The organism is Flavobacterium ajazii, assembly GCF_010614725.1.
GTDB classification, from domain to species: domain Bacteria; phylum Bacteroidota; class Bacteroidia; order Flavobacteriales; family Flavobacteriaceae; genus Flavobacterium; species Flavobacterium ajazii.
Genome location: NZ_JAAEHL010000006.1, coordinates 10,415 through 32,911, shown reverse-complemented (window position 1 = coordinate 32,911; position 22,497 = coordinate 10,415). Strand labels below are relative to the sequence as shown.

Below are 22,497 nucleotides of genomic sequence, written 5' to 3'. Positions count from 1 at the left end.
GTTACTTATGAAATTCCCAAAACAAAAAATATTCAAAATTTTAAAAGTACTAGCAGTACTGTTTATTTTGCTTTGCATCGGTTTGTATTCTTTTCGAAATTCACTTTTAAAACAGGCTGTCGCCAAAGTGACACACAAAATGGCCGTTGATTACAATAGCGATTTTTCAATAAAAGAAGCTTCTTTCGATGGTTTGTCCAGCATTAAACTGACTAATGTGGTTCTGGTGCCAAAAAATGCCGATACTCTTTTCAATATAAAAAATATAGAAACTAGTATCAGTCTTTCTAATTTGCTGATTGGGGATGTTCAGATTGGAACTTTAAAAATAGATAAAGGTTATATTCAGTTAGTCAAAAAAGGAAAAATTAGAAATTTTGATGCTTTTTTGAAAAGGAACAATTCAGAAGAAAAATCAGATGAAAAAAGAAAATACGCAGATTATGCTTATCGCATTATTTCAAAATTGCTAAATCTGGTTCCGACCGATATGAAACTGGAAAATCTTGATTTCAGAATCGATGATAATGGTAAAAAAGCAACAATTGTAATCAATAAACTGGTTTTAGATAATAAGCAGCTCACAACCAATCTGCATGTTCAGAGTAAAAATTTTGATCAGCGATGGAACATTAAAGGTTTTGCTGATCCTAGGAATAAAAAGGCAGATATACGTTTTTTTAATTTGGATACCGGTGCAATCAGAGTCCCTTATCTGGATGAGCGTTATAACTTAAAAGCAAGTTTTGACTCGATACGTCTGAATGTAGCCAATATTGATAAAGACGGAAGCGAATTACATATAGACGGTTATACCTCGATTGCTAATTTGAAGATAAATCATCCTAAAATTGCAAACAAAGATGTAGTAATTAAAAACGCCCGCTTTGATTATCGCTTTTTATTGGGTTCTGATTTTATTTCGATCGACAGTACATCTACAATGCAGTTGAACAAAATAAAAGTTAAGCCGTATGTTTCTTATAATACTGAATCGGATACGGTTTATACGTTGAAAGTTGATATTCCAAAAATGAAAGCTCAGGATTTCATAGTTTCATTACCTGATGGGTTATTTACTCATTTTCAGGGAATGGAAGCTACGGGTAATTTTAATTATAAACTGGATTTTAAATTCAATAAAAACAAACCGAATACTTTAGTTTTTGATAGTAAATTAAATAAAGAAGATCTTAGGATTACGAAATACGGAGAAGCAAATCTTAATAAGTTAAATGGAGAATTTGTATATCGCGCCATTATTCAGAATGTGCTGCAGCGTCCTGTTTTGGTTGGAGTTGAGAATCCAAATTATACTCCTTTAGACCAAATTTCGCCGTATTTAAGAAAATGTGTACTGACAACTGAAGATCCTTCTTTCTTCTCGCATCGTGGATTCATAAATGAGGCTTTCAAACAATCGATTCTTAAAAACATTCGAACTAAGAAATTCTCTCGTGGCGCCAGTACTATCAGTATGCAGTTAATAAAGAATGTCTTTTTGACCCGTGAAAAAACGCTTTCGCGAAAGCTTGAAGAAATTCTATTAGTTTACATTTTAGAAAATAATAGAATTGTAAGCAAAGAAAGAATGCTGGAAGTATATTTCAATATTATAGAATGGGGACCAAATGTGTATGGAATTGGCGAAGCGAGTCAATTTTATTTCCAGAAAAGTCCTTCGGCTTTAAATGTAGATGAATGTTTATACTTGGCAACGATTATTCCGAAACCGAGAAAATTCATGTATCAGTTTAATGATGAAGGCAATTTGAAAGATTATGCTATTAAAAACCAAAAATTCCTAAAGAATTTAATGTTTAGAAGAGGTCTTTTAGTTCCTGAAGATACAATTGGTTTATTGCCTGTTTACATTTCAGGAAATGCACGTTCTTTAATAAAAATTAAAGTTCCGGATTCTACAGCAATCAAAACAGATTCTTTAGCTGTAGATGATGAGTTTGATCTTTAGAACATCTATTACATGGAATTTAACGAAGAAAAGAAAGAAATATATTTTACGAAAGTTTATGATAACATTGAAAAATTTGGTTATCACACAACAGCAGTGATGGAAGAAAAAGGCTTTACACCTTTTGCTTATTCTACGGGAATATATGAAAACTTCAAAATACCTGAGATATTCATTTCGGGACTTGGACCAAATCTTTCTGGAGAAATAATTAAGAATTATGCCGAAAAATATAAGTTTAAAAATGTTCCGACAAACGAAAAAGTTGATGACTTAATCGATACATTTTTAGTCTATTTTATAAATGTTGACAACAGTGATCTAAACGAAGAAATTCTCACAACAATTAAATTCTATGAAAATCGTGATTTTAAATATCTTCAATTAATTTTTCCAGACTTAAATGGATTTTTTCCTAATGAACCTAATTATGATTACGATCAAAAAATAAAAGGAGATTTTAAATTATAAAAAAAAATCAAAAACATTATTTAAAGTTCTTTAAAAATTCTTCTTTATAAGTTGGCGAAACTTCAATTTCAGTCCCGTCGTTTAATGTTACGATTCCGCCTTTATTATAAGATTTCACACAATTGAGATTGATAATATGCGATTTATGAACCCGAATAAAAGGCAACGGTAAAATCTCTGAAAAATGTTTCAGAAATCGGCAAACCATCTTCTTGGCTCCATTATTTAAATACAAATCGGTGAAATTTCCATTTCCGCGAAGACGTACAATATCTTCCATCTTCACTACTTCAAAACCTTCAAGCGTTGGTAAAATGACTTGTTGTTTTTCTGGTTTCTGCTCATGAAAATTCTCGACAATGATTTTATTTCGATTGAAGATTTCGTGATTTAAAATCTGATGATGCACTTTGTTTACCGCAATAATCAGTTCTTCGATACTGATTGGTTTTAAAAGGTAATAAGCTGCACTTTGGTTTAAAGCGCGAAGTGAATATTCAGAAAAAGCGGTAACAAAAATGGTTTCAAACTGAAGATCTTTACACGCTTCCAAAACATCAAAAGCATTTCCAAAAGGCATTTCTACATCTAGAAAAACCAACTGCGGTTTAATTTCATGCAATAACGGAACGGCTTCTTTGATATTCTGCGCTTCGCCAACAACCTCAATTTGTGGACAATATTTGCTCAAATAATTTTTAAGCACTTCGCGCGCTGCCAATTCATCTTCGACAATTACACTTTTTATTTTCTGCAAAGTCATCATATTTTGTCAATTAATGGAAAAACAATTTGAACAATCGTGCCTGATTCTGGTGCTTCTTTTTCTGAAACAGTAAACGAAATATCCTTTTTGTACAATTCGTTCAAAAGGTCAATCCTTTCTTTGGTATTGTTCAAACCGCGCGATTCGTAGATTTTCTGATTGGTCGTTTTGAGTTCACGACTTTTGGTTAAACCAATTCCGTTGTCTTCAATTATCACATTAATTTTTCCGTTTTTAAACTCGAATCGAAGCGATAAAAAACCTTTTTCCTCCAAATAACGCAATCCGTGCCAAATTGCATTTTCCAAATGCGGTTGCATAATCATATTTGGAACAAAAACTCTTTCGGTATCAAGAGATTCATCAACCACAATTTCAAAATCGAATTTATCCTGAAAACGAAGATGTTCTAAATCGAGATATTTTTTTAATTGTTCTACTTCTTTATCCAGCGAAATAAAATCTTTATTGGAGTTTTCCATCATATTTCGCATCAGATTCGAATAGGAAGTCAAGTATTTATTGGCTTCCAATTCTTTATTTTCGGCAATGAACTGATTGACACTGTTCAAACTATTAAAAATAAAATGCGGATTCATTTCTCGGCGCAATGACTGCAAAGCGATTTCCTTGTTTTTGATTCGGATAGAATACAATGCTTTTACAATGAAGAAAAACAAAAGCAGCAACAAACCAATTGAACCTAAAAGGAAATAATTGAAGGAGTTTTTCTTTGAAATCAATTCGTCTTTTAGAATCTTTTCTTTTTCAAGCTGACGGATTTTATCTTCTGTAACCTGAAAAGTTTTGGCATCGATTAAAGTTGTATCGGACTTGATTAACTGTTCGAAATTATTAAAAAACTGTTCGTACAAAGCCATACTTTCTTTGTCTTCGCCTTTCGTTTTATAATATCGAATTAAAGAAGATAAACTCTTTTTAGCTTCGGATGAATTTCCTTTTTGAAAAGATAAATTGTAAGCTTCTTTTAGCGAAGAAATCGCTTTTTCTGGTTCTTTTTTTTCAAAATAAAGAGAAGCCAGCGATTGAAGCTGTTTTATTTCGGTGGTAAAATCGTTATTGCTCTTCGCGTCTGCAAGAAGTTTTTCGTTAATGGCAAGTGCTTTGTCAAACTGATTATCGGCGACATAAACTTTTGCGATTTCGTTTTTAATCTTGACTTCCTCCGGTTTGTCTTTAGCGTATTTTAAGGCTTTTTTATAACTTTCAATTGCAACTGCTTTATCATTTAACTGCAAAGAATTCTCTGCTTTCTGAACATACGCTTTACTAACCTCTTCAGCTTTTTTTTCTTTTTTCAGCAATTCAATATTCGAATCGACATAAGTGGTCTGACTTTCCGGATTAGATTGATTTTTAAGTCGGTTGGCATCATTCAAATTGATTTTTTCTTCAGCGGCATCTTTGGTCAATGAACCTGCCTTTTCATAATTTTTTATGGCAGAATCGAAGTTTTTCTGATTTTCCTGAACTTTGGCCAAACTTCTTGTGACGCGCGTTTTATCATCGGTCAGTTTTAATTTGGTATAAGAGTTTAAAGCTCTTTTAAAATATTCTTCTGCTTTTGCATTATCGCCTTTGCTAAGAAAATCGTTAGCTAACTTTTCATAGTTCTGAGCAATTTTCGATTCATCGTTTTCATCCAATGATTTGGATAATTCTTCGGCAGTTTTACTGATTCTGGCCTTACTCTTTGTTTGACTTTTTTCAGGAATTGCCTGCGCAGTTATCTCTTGAGGAAATAAAAACGCTAAAAAAAGCAGACTAAAAACAATTAATACATGACGTTTCACAAACAAGTTATTTAGAAAGTGTAAAGTAACTTAATTTCAAATTTCTATCCTATCGCATTCACCAAGTCAAACAGCTTGTTAACCCATTTTCTCAAAAATACGTTTTTTCGATCAATACTTTTGCTTCGTAATCTTAAAAACCATCATTATGAAGAAACTATTTTACTCTTCTTTTATCCTTTTTTCTCAGTTTATTATTGGACAAGTTTCTGGAAATGTCAATTATCAAAATCAATATTCTGATAATAATGCCATTGATATTAGTTTCCCTTCTAACGAAGGAATTATAGCAAGTGTAAAAGGGCTTGCGAATGTCAAAGCTGATTCTTATACAGCAATTTTCAGTACGACTCAAACGGGTAAAACAACTAAAGAAGTCAATGAATTAATTGACCAGAGAATCGAACGCTCATTACACGAAATAAAACTTAAAAAAGGTGTTGAGATTTTTGTCGATATGATTTCTTTTGTTCCGGTTTATGAATATGAAACCGAGAAAAAGATTTTCAGCCGTAAAACTTATAATGAAGTTCCTGTGGGATTTGAATTGAAGAAAAACATCCACATAAAATACTCCGATCCCAATCAGCTGAATGATTTTATTTCGATTTTATCCAATCATGAAATATACGATTTGGTGCGAGTTGATTATTTTTCTAATTCGTTGGAAATCATTAAAAAAGAAATGATGAATAAAGCCAAACTGTTGATCCAGGAAAAAATCAAGAATTACGAACTTCTTCTTGGAGAAACATTCACAAACGTTGAAAAAAGAATTACCGATGATTTTATTGTGAATTTACCTGTCGAAATGTACAAATCGTATGAAGCGTACAACAGTTCTTCTTTAAACTTAAAAAAATCGGCAGATGTTAATCAGGCGAGTAAATCGACTACACTTTATTATCAGCCTGTCTTCAACAAAGAATTTGACTTTATCATTAATCCAACAGTTTTGGAGCCCGTTATTCAGATACAATACGAAGTAAAGATTTTCATTAACAGAGAAAAAGAAAAGAAACAACTTGCCAAAGCAGACAAAGAATTTATTCTGATTACTCCAAATGGCGATTTAAAACCTATTAATGTCAATTCTACAAAACCGACCTATTAACCTTAATTCACCAAGTCAAAAGACCGTTTCACCATTTGTCCAAAAAATGAGCTTTTTTAGTTTTTAAGTTTGATCTGTAATCATCTATTTAAAAACTAAAATTATGAAATCAAATCTTTTTATAACAGCACTTTTGGCGACGTCAATTTCTTTTGCTGCGTGTAATTCGTCTAATGCAAAACCACTAAAAAATAATGTAACCGAAAAACCAGATTCGGGTGAAACAACCAAAATTCAAGTGGCACTTTTATTGGATACTTCTAACAGTATGGACGGATTAATTGATCAGGCGAAATCAAGATTGTGGAATATTGTAAACACTTTGACTACTTTGAAATACGAAGGAAAAACGCCAGACATTGAAATTTCTTTATACGAATATGGAAATGACGGTTTATCTGAAAAGTCTAATTACATCAGACAGGTCACGCCTTTATCGACAGATTTGGATTTGATTTCAGAGAAATTATTTGCTTTAAGAACCAATGGCGGAAGTGAATATTGCGGTGCAGTAATTCAGGATGCAACCAAAGGATTGAAATGGTCAGCAGAAAACAACAGCATGAAACTGATTTACATTGCAGGAAATGAAGAATTTAATCAGGGTAAAATCAGTTATAAAGAAACAATCAGCGATGCTTTAAAAAACAATATTTATGTGAATACTATTTTCTGCGGAAACAAAACGGAAGGCATTAACATTTTATGGAAAGACGGTGCTGACCGCGGAAAAGGTAAATATTTCAACATTGATTCAGATAAAGCAGTTCAATATATTGCAACACCTTACGATGAAGAAATCGCTAAATGTGATGAAAAAATTAACAAAACCTATATCAATTACGGTGCTAAAGGTGCAGATAAAAAAAGAAACCAGGTAATGCAGGATCAAAATGCCAAAACAGTTTCAGCTTCCAATTACACCGATCGTGCGGTGAGTAAATCGAAAGCGGCTTATAAAAACGAAAGCTGGGATTTGGTAGACAAGGTAAAAGATGATGCAGGCGCTATTTCTAAAATGAAGAAAGAAGAACTTCCGGCAGAACTTCAAAATAAAACAACGGCTGAAATTCAGGTAATCGTAAACGAAAAGAAAAAAGAAAGAGAAACGATTCAAAAAGAAATTAGTGTCTTGGCAAAAAAGCGTCAGCAATATATCGATACAGAATCTAAAAAAACTAAAACGCAAGATGATCTTGGAAATACGATAAACTCTTCTATTCTGGCTTTCGCTAAAGTAAAAGGCTATACGGTTGAGAAATAAGAATCCTAATGAAAAAGAAAATCTTCTTCCTGCTCTTTGTGACAATTCCGTTGATTTGTTTGAGCTGTGAAAATAAAAAAGAGAAAACAAAAGATTCAAGAACTACAAAACCGATTTACTCCTATGAAAAGAAACTAAAAAGTGAAATTGCTGAAATAAGAAGCTTCTTGGGGAAATCTTCAAAATACAATTCAGATGTTGCACTATTTTTAGACATGAAGATAGAATCTGGAAGAAATCGGTTTTTTATTTATGATTTAAAACACAACAAACTGCTAAATAAAGGCTTGGTCGGACACGGCTCTGGTTCTGAAACAGGAATTTCAGGAGAACTAAAATTCAGCAATGTTAAAAATTCCAATTGCAGTTCGTTGGGCAAATATTCCATTGGCAGTTCTTACGTTGGAACTTTTGGAAAAGCATACAAACTGCATGGCTTGGATAAAACCAACAGCAATGCTTTTGATCGAAATATAGTACTTCATAAATATTCTGAGATTCCGTTTGATGAACAGCCCTATCCAATTTGCAATAGTCTGGGGTGTCCAATGGTAAACGAAAAGTTCTTCGGCATTCTCGAAAAACTGATTGACAATTCTAAAAAGAAAATCATTTTGGTTATGTATTATTAATTCAAAAAACAAATCCCGATAGCTTGCTTCTAAAACTATCGGGATTTTATATTAATTTACTAAAATTAAGGAGCCGGATCCGGAATTATAGCCTGAACCGAATCAATTTCTGTTAAGATTTGTTTAGAAAGAACCACATCAATTGTATCGATATTTTCTTTTAATTGCTCCATAGTTGTAGCACCAATAATAGCGCTTGTCAAGAATGGCTGTTGCAAAACAAATCCCATTGCCAATTGCGTTAACGTTAAACCATGTTTTTTAGCGATTTCCTGATATAATTTTGTCGCTTCCGTACATTGTTCGCTATTGTAACGTTTGTATTGCGGGAAAAGGTTAATTCTTGCTTTCGGGTGACTTTCTCCAGTTAAGAACTTCCCCGTCAAAACTCCGAAGGCCAAAGGCGAATAACCTAATAAACCAACATTCTCATATTTTGAAACTTCGGCTGAGTTTACTTCAAATAAACGATTCAATAAAGAATACGGATTTTGAACGGTTTTGATTGCAGGCAGGTTGTTGTATTTGCTTTCTTCCAAAAGACGCATTATTCCCCAGGCATTTTCGTTAGAAACTCCAATGTGTTTGATTTTACCTTCTTTAATTAATCCGTCGAAAGTTTCCAAAATTTCTCTGAAGTTATCTTCCCAAACATCATCATGTCCGTGAAAAGCGCGTGTTCCGAAATTATTCGTTTTTCTTTCTGGCCAGTGCATTTGGTACAAATCGATGTAATCGGTTTGTAATCTTTTCAAACTATTTTCAACTGCGTATTTAATACTTGCCGGAGAAAAATCCAGTTTCTCACGCATATAGCCAAAATTCGGATTTGGTCCAGCAATTTTAGAAGCTAAAACAACTTTGTCCCTGTTGCCTGATTTCTTAAACCAGGTTCCAATAATTTTTTCTGTGCTTCCGTAAGTCGCTTCACTCGCAGGAACCGAATACATTTCGGCTGTATCAAAGAAATTTACTCCTCTTTCCAGAGCGTAATCCATTTGTTCGTGTCCTTCGGCTTCTGTGTTTTGCTGCCCGAAAGTCATCGTTCCAAGACAGATTTTACTTACTTCTATGTCAGTTTTAGGCAGGGTAGTGTATTTCATATATTTTGTGGTATTCAATTTTTTCAAAGGTACAACCGTATTTTTTAATTGAAAAAATTACAAAAGTTAAAAAACGCTTAAGCTTTTTTTTGAAAAATTTCAATGATTTGAATTAGAGAAATTTAACTTTTTAATCACTTTTTTTTACAAAAATATATTGAGGATTGAATATCAGCTGTTTTACATTTTTTTATGTAGTAAATTACTTATTTAAAATAAAAATTAGGGTATTTATTATTGTAAGTAAAAACTTCTGTTTCTTACTTTTTTTTCTTCAAAATATGTCGCTCATCGACTAATAATGTCTTTCATCTAAAAGGTCTGAATTTTCATAAAAAACCTGATTTTACAAGCTAATTTTGTCTCATATTCTTAGCCAAAATTGATTGAAAAAATGAAATCCTTAGCAAGGGTTTTTACGTAGGTAAAAGGAAATACAAAATCTTAAGAAAATTTGATTTTGATGCTCCTGAAGTAAGGGAGTAATGTTAGAAAATAATCAACAAAAATTTAGTTATTAAAAACTATTCTTTTATAAGAATTTAAAAATTTTTTTTATGAAGAAAATTTTACTTATTCTGCTTTTTGCTGTTTTTTACACAAGTGTAAATGCACAGTGCTCAATCACAGCCACAACTAATGCATCTGCACTTACTTGTGGCACCGCACCTTTATCTTCATGTGGAGGAATTTTATATATTGGCGACGGGACAAATGCTATGAGTTTGAATATGAACCAAAATTTAGATCTTGAATGTTTAGGTGCGATTCAGCTTATAGTAAGAAATAATGGTACTTTAGATTTTTCAGGAGGTAATTATGATTTAAAACTAGCTTCGGGTTCTTCAGTTATACTTCAAAGTGGCTCAAATATTTATAGCGGTGGTGGTTGTAGCGCTTCTGACAGAATTTATATTGGAGGCTCGGTTGTAGCAAATTGTAATGGTAGCGGAAGTATACCATCTTTTGCTGACGTTATTGCAAATGGAGGTATTAATCAGGCCGGGATTTTGTCAGGTAATCAATATATTTGTACATCTGGTACCACCACTACAACTTTTAGTTCTACATCATCTGGTGGTACATGGTCTAGTGGTAGCACTTCAATTGCGACAGTAAATTCTTCAACAGGTGTTGTAACTGCTTTATCTGCAGGAACTGCAACAATAACTTATACTAAATCTGGTGTAACAGCTACAAGAACTGTTTATGTTGCTTCATCAGCACCCGCACAACCGGGAGCAGTATCAGGTACGACTCCTACATGCCCAAGCTTAACTGGTCAGGTGTATTCGATAGCAGCTGTAAGTGGTGCAAGCAGTTATACATGGACAGTACCAACTGGCTGGACAATTACTGCAGGACAAGGTACGACTAGTGTTACTGTTACTACAGGAACTTCATCACAAAGTGGGAATCTTACTGTAACTGCCACAAATGCATGCGGAACAAGTAATGCAACATATTATTATGTATATATCAATACGGCAATTAGTACGGCTAATCCATCGGTAAATAATATTTCAGGAGTTAACTGTGGTTATGCTATGCTTACCTGGAATCAGGTTTCTAATGCTACAGGATATTATTTAGACATTGCAACAGATAGCGGCTTTACTAATTTTGTTGCTGGGTATCAAAATTATAATGTTGCCTATAATAATGGTAGTTCTCCTGTATACAACCTTCCAAATGGGACTTCGTATTTTAGAATAAGAGCTTATGATAGCTGTAAAATATCAAATTATTCTAATACAGGGACTATTTCAATGACAGGATCTACAAACTCCGGAACACTTGCTTCTTCACAAACCATTTGTTCAGGTACACAGCCTGCTAATTTAGTATTGACAGGAAACTCTTCTCCGGTTACTAGTTGGGAATCTTCTACTGATATCTCATTTTCAAGCAGACAAACCATAGCCTCAACAGCTACTACTTTGACAGGGGCTGTTATAGGTAATCTAACTCAAAGCACTTATTTTAGAGCAGTTACTTCACAAATGACATCAGCTCCATGGTGTAATGGCTATTCTACAGTAGTTTTAATAACAGTTATTAATACCATTTCTGTAGCTTCATCAAGTCCTACGCCATGTATTAATACGGCAATGACCAACATTACTCATACAACAAGTGGTTTTACAGGAATAGGAACTCCAACAGGTTTGCCTGCAGGGGTCTCTGCTTCTTTTTCGAATAATACAATCACTATTAGTGGTACACCAACAGCATCAGGAACATTTAATTACAGTATTCCGTTAACAGGCGGTAGTTGTGGTGGCAGTCCAGTAGCTACAGGTACTATTACTGTAAGAACAACTCCTGCGACTCCGGGAACCATAACACAACCAACAAATAAATGTGCTGGTTCAACGGGAAATATCTTTAGTATTACTGCTGTAACCGGTGCTACATCTTACACTTGGTCAGTTACGGGAACGGGATGGTCTGTAACTGGAGGACAAGGTACTGTTTCAGCCACTATTACAATTGGTTCAGGAGCAGGAACAGTTTCTGTAACAGCTACAAATACCTGTGGGACAAGTTCGGCATCAACTACAGGAAGTATCACTCCAAATGCAGCACCTACAATAACTGCAATTTCATCACCATCAGCATTATGCCCGGGAGGTTCATTGAATCCTTCTGCACCAACAGTTACTGCTAACGGTTCTACTGTTTCGGCTACAGGTTGGCAGATTTCGACAACTTCAGGCGGTAGTACTTATACAGCTTTGTCGCTACCATATACAGTGACCTATGCAGATAACGCTAAGAATATTAGATACTATGCCACTAATGGCTGCGGAACAACTTATAGTAATGTTGTAGCAATAACAGTAAATAATGCTCCTACAGTTGCAGCAATTTCATCACCATCAGCATTATGCTCAGGAGGTACATTGAACCCTTCTGCACCAACAGTTACGAACAATGGTTCTACTGTTACGGCTTCAGGCTGGGAGATTTCTACCACTTCAGGAGGTAGCACTTATACAGCTTTATCGCTTCCATATACAGTGGCTTATGCCGATAATGGTAAGAACATTAGATACTATGCTACTAATGGCTGCGGAACAACCTATAGTAATGTTGTAGCGATAACAGTAAATAATGTTCCTACAGTTGCAGCAATTTCGTCACCATCAGCATTATGCTCAGGAGGCTCATTGAACCCTTCTGCACCAACAGTTACTAATAATGGTTCTACTGTTTCGGCTTCAGGCTGGGAGATTTCGACAACTTCAGGCGGTAGCACTTATACAGCTTTATCGCTTCCATATACAGTTGCTTATGCCGATAACGGTAAGAATATTAGATACTATGCTACTAATGGCTGCGGAACAACCTATAGTAATGTTGTAGCGATAACGGTAAATAATGTTCCTACAGTTGCAGCAATTTCATCACCCTCAGCATTGTGTCCTGGAGGTTCATTGAATCCTTCTGCCCCAACAGTTACTGCTAATGGTTCTACTGTTTCGGCTTCAGGCTGGGAGATTTCGACTGCGTCTGGAGGAAGTACCTATACGGCCTTAACGCTTCCGTATACAGTTGCTTATGCCGATAACGGCAAGAATATCAGATATTATGCTACTAATGGCTGCGGAACAACATATAGTAATGTTGTAGCGATAACCGTAAATCCTAATTTACCGGCAAGTGTTTCAATTGCAGCTTCTCCTACAGGAGCGATATGTTCAGGAACTTCGGTAACTTTTACTGCTACACCAACAAATCCTGGAACTACACCGGTTTATCAATGGAAAGTAAACGGAACTAATGCGGGAACAAATTCTTCAACATATACAACAACAACTTTAGCAAATAATGATGTGGTTACTGTTGAAATGACATCAAATGCAAGTCCATGTTTAACCGGAAGCCCGGCTACATCAAATGCTGTGACCATGACAGTAAACTCAAGACCAACTCCAACATTTACAACTGCTACTGAGGCTCAGACCTGTGGAGGAGATCATAAGACTTATACCTCTCAGTCAGGACAATCTAATTATGTATGGACAGTTTCAGGTGTTCTAAATACAGATTACAGACTTATTGCAAGAGGTACAAGTACTGACTTTGATATTGTGATTGAATGGTTAACAGCCGGGGCAAAAACAGTAACTGTAAATTATAATAATTCAAATGGCTGTAATGGTGCGGCAGCAGCTACTTATTCAACTAATGTAACTGTAATCGACAGAGGTAGGGTAAATGGCGGGGCACATATTTGTAAAGGAAGTTCTTTGCCAACTCTAACCTTGCGAAATGATGCAGGAAATGCTACTTATCCAGATGCTTCATTAGTTTTAAAATGGCAATACAGTGATAATGCTGATAATTCAAATTGGCAGGATATTTCTGGAACAGTTGGACAAGTTTCTTATACACCAACTGCATTTCCAGGAGCTTTTAGAACTTATCAGGTTATATTGCAAAGTGGTAATTGTACAAAGACTTCTATAGAGTCGAGAATAAATATAGATGCTTTTAATGCTCCAACTATTGGTACAACAACCTATCCTACTTGTTCTGTTGTAACAGGAAGCGTGGTTTTGACTGGTTTACCATCTGGAAACTGGACGATTAATCAAACAGGAACAGTAACGGCAAGTTATAATAATACAACTGCTAATACAACCAGTTATACAATTAATGGATTAGTATCAGGTACTTATACTTTTACTGTTACAGAAGGTAGTTGTACTTCTGATGCTTCAGCAACATTAAATATGAGTCAGGTAGCTAATATCTGGGATGGAACAAAATGGTCAAAAACTGGAAACACTACGCTGCCAACAGCTGATGATAAAATTGTTTTTGAAGGCAATTATACTTTGTCAACTAATTTAACGGGATGTAGCTGTACTGTAAATTCAGGAAATGTTGTAGTAAGTTCGGGAGTAACTTTAACAATTACTAATGCTGTGACAGTTACAGGAGGTACTTTTACATTTGAAAACAATGCCAGTCTGGTTCAAATCAATAATGTTGGAAATTCCGGAGCTATTACTTATAAAAGAATTTCTCAGCCTATGAAGAACTTCGATTATACATATTGGTCATCACCGGTAGCGGGACAAACTTTTGTTGCTTTATCACCGAATACTTTATCTGATAAATACATGTCTTTTACAGGAACTGCCTGGAAGTCTGAATCTCCTTCAAGTATTATGGATAAGGGTATAGGTTATATCATTCGTGTTCCTAAACCAAATTCAACATATCCTAATGGTCAGGATTATTGGACAGGCAGCAACTATGCGCAGCCAGTTGAATTCAAAGGAGTGCCTAATAATGGAAATATTACAAGCAGTCAGACAATGGTAGCAGGGAATTTCTATTTGGTAGGAAACCCTTACCCATCTGCAATGGATGCTGATGAATTTTTGTTTATGAATCTTCATAACAGGGATATTTTAGGGGGAACAATATATTTTTGGACTCATAATACGGCAATTACGCCAACAGGAACACAATACAAATATACTTCAGATGATTACGCTTCTTACAATTTAACAGGAGGGACAGGGACAGCAGCAAGCAGTTCAGGAAACAAGACTGTACCTGATGGTTACATTGCTGCAGGACAATCATTTTTTGCATCAGCAGATCTAGCCGGAAATGTTGAGTTTGATAATTCAATGCGTGTAGGAGATAATAACAGTACGTTTTTTAAACCGGCAAAAACATCCAAATCAACAAGACTGGAAAAACACCGCTTATGGCTTAATATGATTAATTCGGGAGGGGCCTATAAACAAGCTTTGATTGGATATATAGAAGGTGCGACTAACAGTTTTGACAAAAGTTTTGACGGATTGAGTTTTGATGGAAACAGTTATATTGATTTTTATAGTGTCAATGCAGCCGATAATTATGTAATTCAGGGACGTGCTTTGCCTTTTACTGATACAGATGTTGTGCCTTTGGGATACCGTTCAACTGTGGCTGGTGATTTTACTATTGCAATCGATCATGCTGATGGTAATTTGGCTACTCAGAGAGTTTATCTGGAAGACAAACAGACTGGCGCTATTAATGAGTTAACTGCAGGTAATTATACTTTTAACACAAAAGCAGGAACTTTCAATAACCGCTTTGTATTGAGATATACCAATAAAACATTGGGTACAGGAGAATTTGAAACGGTAGAAGATGCTATATCAATTTTGGTTCAGAATAAAACGGTTACAATAGATTCAAGTGTAGAAAATATTGATAAAGTATTTATTTATGATATCACAGGCAAACAATTATATACAAAAGATAATGTAAATAATCTTCAGCTCATAATGCAAAACCTGCCATTTGCGCAACAGGTATTATTGGTGAAAATATTTTTAGAAAATGGTACAGTTACAACTAAAAAGGTAATTTTTAAATAAGAAAAACAGAGAATAAACTGAAAAATCCGGTAGCGAAAGTTGCCGGATTTTTTTATGGTATAATCGAAGGTTGAAGCAATGATTTAGATTTGTTCAAACTCTTTTACTTTATCATAAACCAGATTACTCTCATAACCTCTTCTCAGCATATAATCACAAAATTTTTTTCGTTTTTTTAATGAGTTTGTTTCATTCAGGCTGTCCCAGCATTTTTGAGCAAGATTATTAAAGGTCGTTTCATATTCTTCAGCAGTAATTTCTTTTAAAGCCAGATTAATATTGGCTGTAGAAATGTGTCTTAGTTTAAGTTCGTTTACAATTCTGGTTTTTCCCCAACTTTTAATACGGTGTTTACCTCTTGCAAAACTGCAGGCAAAGCGTGTTTCGTTTAAGAAATTATCCTCAATGAGTTTAACAATGATAATGTCTGCTTCTTCCGGTGACATTTTTAGAGAATACAATTTGGTTACTACTTCATCATGACAACGTTCCTGATAGGCACAAAAATGTTCTAATTTTTGTAAAGCTTCTTTGATAGACATAATTAAAAACGAAAAATAATTTAATTGGAAACAAAAGTACCTTTTTTAAAATTATTGTGATAAAACTTTTGTCAGAGTATTAAAAAGTAAGAAAATTTAACATATAGAAATTTATTTTTTTTATAAATTTGAAATAGCCCCATGATAAACGACTTGAATTCAGTTGTTTATAAAATATGTTTTTTTGAGAAAAAGTGGCTGTTTCAGGCGATCCCCATAGTCCTTGCAGCGTTTGCTTTTTCAATACCACTCATTAATATTTCGAAGAATTGATTGATTTTTTTAATCTATAAACTCTGTTATTATGAGACTAAAACTACCCTTATTGTTGTTTTTTGTTTACTCTTTTACGTGGTCACAAATCACTTTTTCACCATCAACAACTACAGCCGGGAATTTTAAAGTTCCTGCGGGTGTTACATCAATGAGTGTTGAATGTTGGGGAGCCGGAGGTGCCGGTGGGGGAGTAACTGCAGGTCTTTCTCTTTTTGCAGGAGGAGGTGGTGGTGGAGGTGCTTACTGTAAAGTTGCAAATCTTTCTGTAACTCCTGCAGTAACTTTAAGTTATAAAGTTGGAGCTGGAGGAACAAGTTCAAATGGAGCAGATGGAACCAATGGAGAACAGACTTTTTTTTCTACAGTTTCTGCAAATGGAGGTGTAGGCGGTAAATTTGGAAATCCTTCATTAGGAGCTGGAGGAGCTGGTGGGGCTGTTTCAGCAACTGGAACAACTTTTTCAGGAGGTAACGGAGCAGGTGCTGCTATTTTAAGTCTTGTGACAATAAATTCAGGAGGTGGCGGAGGGGCAGCAGGAACAGCTTCTAATGGTGGTAATGCAAACAATGCGACTGCTGGAACAGGTGGAAGCACAGGAGGCGGAGCAGGAGCTACAGGGGTAATAGCATTGTTTAATGATGGAGCAGACGGTACCGTACCTGGAGGTGGAGGTAGTGGTGGAGCATCTATACTGTCAGTTAGTGGTGGAAGAAAAGGAGGAAGTGGAGGAAACGGAAAGTTAAATGTTGTTTACACCTGTCCAACGTATAGTTTTACAAATATTACTGCAGCAGATGTTTGTTTGAGTAATGGTACTACTTCCTTAGTGACCTTAACTGGACCCGGACTGCCTCAAGGGGATTATGTGGTTACTTATAACACCAGTAATCCAAGTGCTACTGGGTTAACAGCTAATGCAACAGTAAGCGGAGCTGGTGCCGGAACTTTACAATTTACGGCCACAGGATTAAATTCGAATGGTAGCTGTACTATTACGGTTACAAGGCTTACCTCAGAAGCCTGTTTGAATAATTTTACAACTGGTAATACAGTATCAATTAATGTTTATAACTCAAGTGTTGGGGGAACGATTAATGTCCCTCCTGCAATTTGTAGTGGAAACACAAGTGGTTTGCTGACATTAACCGGTCATACAGGTTCTGTAGTCAAATGGCAATATGCCGTAAGTCCTTTTTCTACCTGGACCGATATACCAAATACTACAACTTCGTATACATCTGGCCCACTAACACAGACCACTCAGTTCAGAGCTGTTATTAAGAACGGAAATGGGCTTGTAGTGAGAAAAACTCTGATGTTTCAACCATCACAGTAAATCCTTTGCCTACGATTACTACAACAGGAACAGTCAATACAGTTTGTTTTAGTTCCAGTTCCCAAACTGCGACCTTGCCCTATACTGTTACAACGAACACACCTGTGAGTTATAGCATCGACTGGAATGCGGCTGCGAATACAGCCGGGTTGGCTGATCAGGGAACTACTGCATTTTCTTTTTCATCAGGCGGAGGAAATTTAACCACCATTGCAATACCGGCCAATGTAGCTGCCAATACCTATACAGGAACGATGACTATTCAGAATGCGAATTGTTCAGCAACGCAGGCCGTACAAATTACGATTAATGCCACAAGCGTTGGAGGATCAATTAACACACCTGCTGCGATTTGCAGCGGAAGCACAAGCGGTCTACTGACATTATCGGGTCATACAGGTTCAGTGGTAAAATGGCAGTCAGCCGTAAGTCCTTTTTCTACGTGGACTGATATATCAAATACAACCACCACATATACATCGGGAGCCTTAACACAGACAACTCAGTTCAGGGCAGTTGTTAAAAACGGGGTTTGTAGTGAAATAAATTCAGCAGTTACAACCATCACCGTAAATCCTTTGCCTACGATTACTACAACAGGAACAGTCAATACAGTTTGTTTTAGTTCCAGTTCGCAAACTGCGACCTTGCCCTATACTGCTACAACGAACACAGCTGTGAGTTATAGCATTGACTGGAATGCGGCTGCGAATACAGCCGGGTTGGCTGATCAGGGAAGTACCGCATTTTCTTTTTCATCAGGCGGAGGAAATTTAACCACCATTGCAATACCGGGCAATGTGGCAGCCAATACCTATACAGGAACGATGACTATTCAGAATGCGAATTGTTCAGCAACGCAGGCAATCCAGATTACCATTAATGCCACAAGTGTTGGAGGTACTATCAATACGCCTGCTGCGATTTGCAGCGGAAGCACAAGTGGTTTGCTGACATTATCTGGTCATACGGGTTCAGTGGTAAAATGGCAGTCAGCAGTAAGTCCTTTTTCTACGTGGACTGATATATCAAATACAACAACTACATATACATCGGGAGCCTTAACACAGACTACTCAGTTCAGGGCAGTTGTTAAAAACGGGGTTTGCAGCGAGATAAATTCAGCCGTTACAACCATCACAGTAAATCCTTTGCCAACGATTACTACAACAGGAACAGTCAATACAGTTTGTTTTAGTTCCAGTTCCCAAACTGCGACCTTGCCCTATACTGCTACAACGAACACACCTGTGAGTTATAGCATTGACTGGAATGCGGCTGCAAATACAGCCGGGTTGGCTGATCAGGGAACTACTGCATTTTCTTTTTCATCAGGCGGAGGAAATTTAACCACCATTGCAATACCGGCCAATGTAGCTGCCAATACCTATACAGGAACGATGACTATTCAGAATGCGAATTGTTCAGCAACGCAGGCCGTACAAATTACGATTAATGCCACAAGCGTTGGAGGATCAATTAACACACCTGCTGCGATTTGCAGCGGAAGCACAAGCGGTCTACTGACATTATCGGGTCATACGGGTTCAGTGGTAAAATGGCAGTCAGCCGTAAGCCCTTTTTCTACTTGGACTGATATATCAAATACAACAACTACATATACATCGGGAGCCTTAACACAGACAACTCAGTTCAGGGCAGTTGTTAAAAACGGGGTTTGCAGCGAGATAAATTCAGCCGTTACAACCATCACAGTAAATCCTTTGCCAACGATTACTACAACAGGAACAATCAATACAGTTTGTTTTAGTTCCAGTTCGCAAACTGCGACCTTGCCCTATACTGCTACAACGAATACACCTGTGAGTTATAGTATTGACTGGAATGCGGCTGCGAATACAGCCGGGTTGGCTGATCAGGGAAGTACCGCATTTTCTTTTTCATCAGGTGGAGGAAATTTGAGTACAATTGCAATACCGGCTAATGTGGCTGCCAATACGTATACGGGTACGATGACCATCCAGAATGGGAATTGTTCAGTAACGCAGGCAATCCAGATTACCATTAATGCGACAAGTGTTGGAGGAAGTGTAACTGGCGGTACTGCTATTTGTAGTGGTCAAACAAGTGGTTTGTTAACTTTATCAGGTTATACAGGGACAATAATTGGTTGGGAATATGGTGTTGAAATATTTTCTACAATTTCATGGTTTCCGATTGCTCATACGGGATCAACATATACCTCTGGCTCTTTAACAGAAACAACACAGTTTAGGGCGGTTATTAAAAATGGCGTTTGTAGTACTGTTTATTCAAATCCTACGACTGTAACTGTAAATCCTTTGCTTACCATTACAACAAGCGGAACACTTACGGATATTTGTTTTAGTACAAGTGTTCAAACGGCTGTTTTACCTTATTCAGCTACAACAAATACGCCTGTAAGTTATAGCATTACCTGGGATGCTGCTGCCAATACAGCGGGACTGACAAATCAGGGAACTACTGCATTTGCTTTTTCATCAGGCGGAGGAAATTTGAGCACAATTGCAATACCGGCTAATGTCGCTGCGAATACGTATACGGGTACTATGACTATTCAGAATGCCAATTGTTCTGCAACTCAGGCAATACAAATTACTATTAAACCAACACCAACTACACCGTCACTTGGAACTATTACACAACCTACATGTGTGTTAACCACAGGAAGTGTAATTTTAAATGGATTACCTGGAGCAGTAACCTGGACAATAACACAAAGTGGTACAGCATCAACAATATATACAGGAACAGGAACCAGTTATACTGTTTCTGCTCTTGCTGTAGGCAGTTATCAATTTACAGTTGAATATAGCGGCAGCTGTACATCATCTTTATCTTCAAGCGTTGTGGTAAATCCGTTGGTGACAAATACATATAATAGTGGGAGCTGGTCAAATGGAACTCCTACTATCAACCAAAATTTGGTTTTTGCATCAGCTTACACTTCAGCAGGTGCAGGATTAGGGAATCTTAGTGGTTGTACATGTATAGTAAATAATGGTATTAATGTTGTAATAAGTAGTCTTGACACTCTAACTATTTATTATTCAATTACGAATAATGGAGGAACATTAACTTTTGAAAATAATGCCAGTCTGGTCCAAATAGCGAATGTTGCTAATATCGGTAATCTTATATTTAAACGAACTTCGAAGCCTATGAAAAATTTTGATTTTACGTATTGGGCATCACCAGTGACAGGTCAGACATTGTATAATTTATCTCCCAATACTTTAGCAGATAAATACTTTTCGTACACAGGTACGGCATGGAAAATAGAAAATCCAGTATCGACTATTATGAAACCCGGAACAGGATATATTATTAGAACACCAAAGGAAGGGCTTTGGCCTAATGGTGAAAATGTAGTGTTTCCATACTCACAACAAGTACAGTTTGTTGGTGTACCGAATAATGGAAATATCACAGGTGATACAGTTATAGCTGGAAATTATTATTTAGTAGGCAACCCATATTCTTCAGCTTTGGATGCCGATAAGTTTTTATTCGCAAATCCAGATCCGAATAACAGTGCTATTTTAGACGGAACTATTTATTTCTGGACTCATAATACTGCTATTTCACATAGTGGATCTAAATATATCTATTCTTCGGATGATTATGCATCTTACAACGGTGTGGGAGGCATAGCAACTTTGCCTTCTGCTTCAGGAGGAGATCTGCCCACTGGTAAAATTGCCTCAGGACAGTCTTTCTTTGCTTTGGCCAGTGCTAACGGAACGATAGTATTTAATAACGGAATGAGGATTACAGGAAATAACACCCAATTTTTTAAACCCGGTAAAACATCAAAACAAGAGATGTTTGAAAAGCATCGTGTATGGCTTAATATGACTAATACGGGCGGTGCTTTTAAGCAGCTGTTAATTGGCTATGTTGAAGGAGCAACTAATGAATTTGACAGCGATTTTGATGGTTTATCTTTTGACGGTAATGCATTTATTGATTTTTATAGTATAAACATGGGCAGTAATCTGGTTATTCAGGGGCGTGCAGTACCTTTTACTGATTCAGATGTTGTGTCTTTAGGCTATCGTACCATCATAGCGGGTGATTTTACTATTTCGATAGACCATGCAGACGGAATGCTCAGTAATCAGCCTGTTTTTATTGAAGACAAACTAACGAATACAATTCATGATTTGACACAAAGTAATTATACTTTTAATACGGGAACAGGTGTTTTTAATAACCGATTAGCATTGAGGTATACTAACAGAACATTGACAACTGATAATTTTGAAGAGTCTGATAATAATGTTGCTGTTTGGGTTGAAAATAAAAACATAAAACTTCGTTCAGAAAAAGAATATATCAATAAAGTATTTGTCTATGATGTTTCCGGAAAGCTTGTTTATAGTGATACGACAATTTCAGCTTCAGAAGTTACAATCAATAATGTTAGATTTAAAAATGAACTTTTATTAGTGAAAATTGTCTTAGCCAATAACAACACACTCACAAAAAAAGTTGTTACAGCCTTTAAATAATTATTAAAAAAAGTATCCGGTAAATTAGAATAAGGCTCAGCAAAGCCGAAGCCCTTTTGGGTTAAATAACCTTTCTAGAAATCTATTCTCAAAAAGCTGAATTAATATGGGATGCTTTATTGCTGAATCATAAACTTGTTTTATCACAAATTATTTTTTTAATCATTTCATCTAACGGGTTAAAAAGGTTATTTCATACTTCAAAATAAGATGATTTATGTATTTCGTCGATTTTTTGTGTTTTTAATCGGGTTTTTGAGAAAAAAAGATTAACTTAATTCTGAGGTTTTTA

Annotated in this window: 12 protein-coding genes; 8 read left to right on the top strand and 4 right to left on the bottom strand. The window is 35.9% G+C overall.

The genetic code is table 11. The features are described 5' to 3' along the window. The first annotated feature begins 7 nt into the window (after nt 1-7). Entirely contained in the window at nt 8-1,972 is a 1,965-nt protein-coding gene (locus tag GWR14_RS12040) for a transglycosylase domain-containing protein (protein WP_163409270.1), read from the top strand. 12 nt (nt 1,973-1,984) lie between these two features. Next, on the top strand, nt 1,985-2,443 hold the full coding sequence (locus GWR14_RS12035) for a DUF4262 domain-containing protein (protein ID WP_163409269.1): 459 nt from the start codon (nt 1,985-1,987) through the stop codon (nt 2,441-2,443). A 16-nt stretch (nt 2,444-2,459) separates the two neighbouring features. Here GWR14_RS12035 and GWR14_RS12030 read toward each other — a convergent pair whose 3' ends face one another. Together GWR14_RS12030 and GWR14_RS12025 are read right to left on the bottom strand one after the other, a co-directional pair. Beyond that, nucleotides 2,460-3,206 carry a LytR/AlgR family response regulator transcription factor gene (locus GWR14_RS12030; protein ID WP_223150971.1) on the bottom strand — a complete coding sequence of 249 codons (747 nt, stop codon included), beginning with the start codon at nt 3,204-3,206 and terminating at the stop codon, nt 2,460-2,462. Then, entirely contained in the window at nt 3,206-5,023 is a 1,818-nt protein-coding gene (locus GWR14_RS12025; RefSeq protein ID WP_163409267.1) for a tetratricopeptide repeat-containing sensor histidine kinase, read from the bottom strand. Before GWR14_RS12025 ends, GWR14_RS12030 begins: the two co-directional genes overlap by 1 nt. Before the next feature lie 148 nt (nt 5,024-5,171). On the opposite strand from GWR14_RS12025, the gene GWR14_RS12020 reads away from it, so the two are divergent. The 3 genes from GWR14_RS12020 to GWR14_RS12010 all read left to right on the top strand — a co-directional run bounded on the left by GWR14_RS12020 (nt 5,172) and on the right by GWR14_RS12010 (nt 8,033). Next, the gene (locus tag GWR14_RS12020; protein ID WP_163409266.1) at nt 5,172-6,137 is read left to right on the top strand and encodes an SIMPL domain-containing protein; all 966 of its coding nucleotides are present in this window, start codon (nt 5,172-5,174) and stop codon (nt 6,135-6,137) included. A gap of 103 nt (nt 6,138-6,240) precedes the next feature. Next, nucleotides 6,241-7,401, top strand: a complete 1,161-nt coding sequence (locus GWR14_RS12015; protein WP_163409265.1) for a vWA domain-containing protein — start codon at nt 6,241-6,243, stop codon at nt 7,399-7,401. Between the two features lie 8 nt (nt 7,402-7,409). Continuing rightward, on the top strand, nt 7,410-8,033 hold the full coding sequence (locus tag GWR14_RS12010) for a murein L,D-transpeptidase catalytic domain-containing protein (protein ID WP_163409264.1): 624 nt from the start codon (nt 7,410-7,412) through the stop codon (nt 8,031-8,033). A gap of 65 nt (nt 8,034-8,098) precedes the next feature. Here the strand turns inward: GWR14_RS12010 and GWR14_RS12005 are convergent, their stop codons facing one another. Further along, nucleotides 8,099-9,136: an aldo/keto reductase gene (locus GWR14_RS12005; protein WP_163409263.1), complete on the bottom strand. Its 1,038-nt coding sequence runs from the start codon at nt 9,134-9,136 to the stop codon at nt 8,099-8,101. 557 nt (nt 9,137-9,693) lie between these two features. Between GWR14_RS12005 and GWR14_RS12000 the strand changes: the two genes are divergently transcribed. After that, nucleotides 9,694-15,534, top strand: coding sequence for a T9SS sorting signal type C domain-containing protein (locus GWR14_RS12000; protein WP_163409262.1), 5,841 nt, complete (start codon nt 9,694-9,696; stop codon nt 15,532-15,534). An 83-nt stretch (nt 15,535-15,617) separates the two neighbouring features. Here the strand turns inward: GWR14_RS12000 and GWR14_RS11995 are convergent, their stop codons facing one another. Further along, a complete protein-coding gene (locus GWR14_RS11995) occupies nt 15,618-16,076 on the bottom strand; it encodes a regulatory protein RecX (RefSeq protein ID WP_163409261.1) in 459 nt (152 codons plus the stop codon). Nucleotides 16,077-16,380: 304 nt separating this feature from the next. On the opposite strand from GWR14_RS11995, the gene GWR14_RS11990 reads away from it, so the two are divergent. Beyond that, the gene (locus tag GWR14_RS11990; protein WP_163409260.1) at nt 16,381-17,688 is read left to right on the top strand and encodes a glycine-rich domain-containing protein; all 1,308 of its coding nucleotides are present in this window, start codon (nt 16,381-16,383) and stop codon (nt 17,686-17,688) included. 5 nt (nt 17,689-17,693) lie between these two features. Continuing rightward, a complete protein-coding gene (locus GWR14_RS11985; RefSeq protein WP_163409259.1) occupies nt 17,694-22,205 on the top strand; it encodes a T9SS sorting signal type C domain-containing protein in 4,512 nt (1,503 codons plus the stop codon). Nucleotides 22,206-22,497 lie beyond the last annotated feature (292 nt).

Coding starts and splice junctions, on each gene's coding strand:
- GWR14_RS12040 (WP_163409270.1), top strand. CDS start 8: ATGAAATTCCCAAAACAAAAAATATTCAAAATTTTAAAAGTACTAGCA.
- GWR14_RS12035 (WP_163409269.1), top strand. CDS start 1,985: ATGGAATTTAACGAAGAAAAGAAAGAAATATATTTTACGAAAGTTTAT.
- GWR14_RS12030 (WP_223150971.1), bottom strand. CDS start 3,206: ATGACTTTGCAGAAAATAAAAAGTGTAATTGTCGAAGATGAATTGGCA.
- GWR14_RS12020 (WP_163409266.1), top strand. CDS start 5,172: ATGAAGAAACTATTTTACTCTTCTTTTATCCTTTTTTCTCAGTTTATT.
- GWR14_RS12015 (WP_163409265.1), top strand. CDS start 6,241: ATGAAATCAAATCTTTTTATAACAGCACTTTTGGCGACGTCAATTTCT.
- GWR14_RS12010 (WP_163409264.1), top strand. CDS start 7,410: ATGAAAAAGAAAATCTTCTTCCTGCTCTTTGTGACAATTCCGTTGATT.
- GWR14_RS12005 (WP_163409263.1), bottom strand. CDS start 9,136: ATGAAATACACTACCCTGCCTAAAACTGACATAGAAGTAAGTAAAATC.
- GWR14_RS12000 (WP_163409262.1), top strand. CDS start 9,694: ATGAAGAAAATTTTACTTATTCTGCTTTTTGCTGTTTTTTACACAAGT.
- GWR14_RS11995 (WP_163409261.1), bottom strand. CDS start 16,076: ATGTCTATCAAAGAAGCTTTACAAAAATTAGAACATTTTTGTGCCTAT.
- GWR14_RS11990 (WP_163409260.1), top strand. CDS start 16,381: ATGAGACTAAAACTACCCTTATTGTTGTTTTTTGTTTACTCTTTTACG.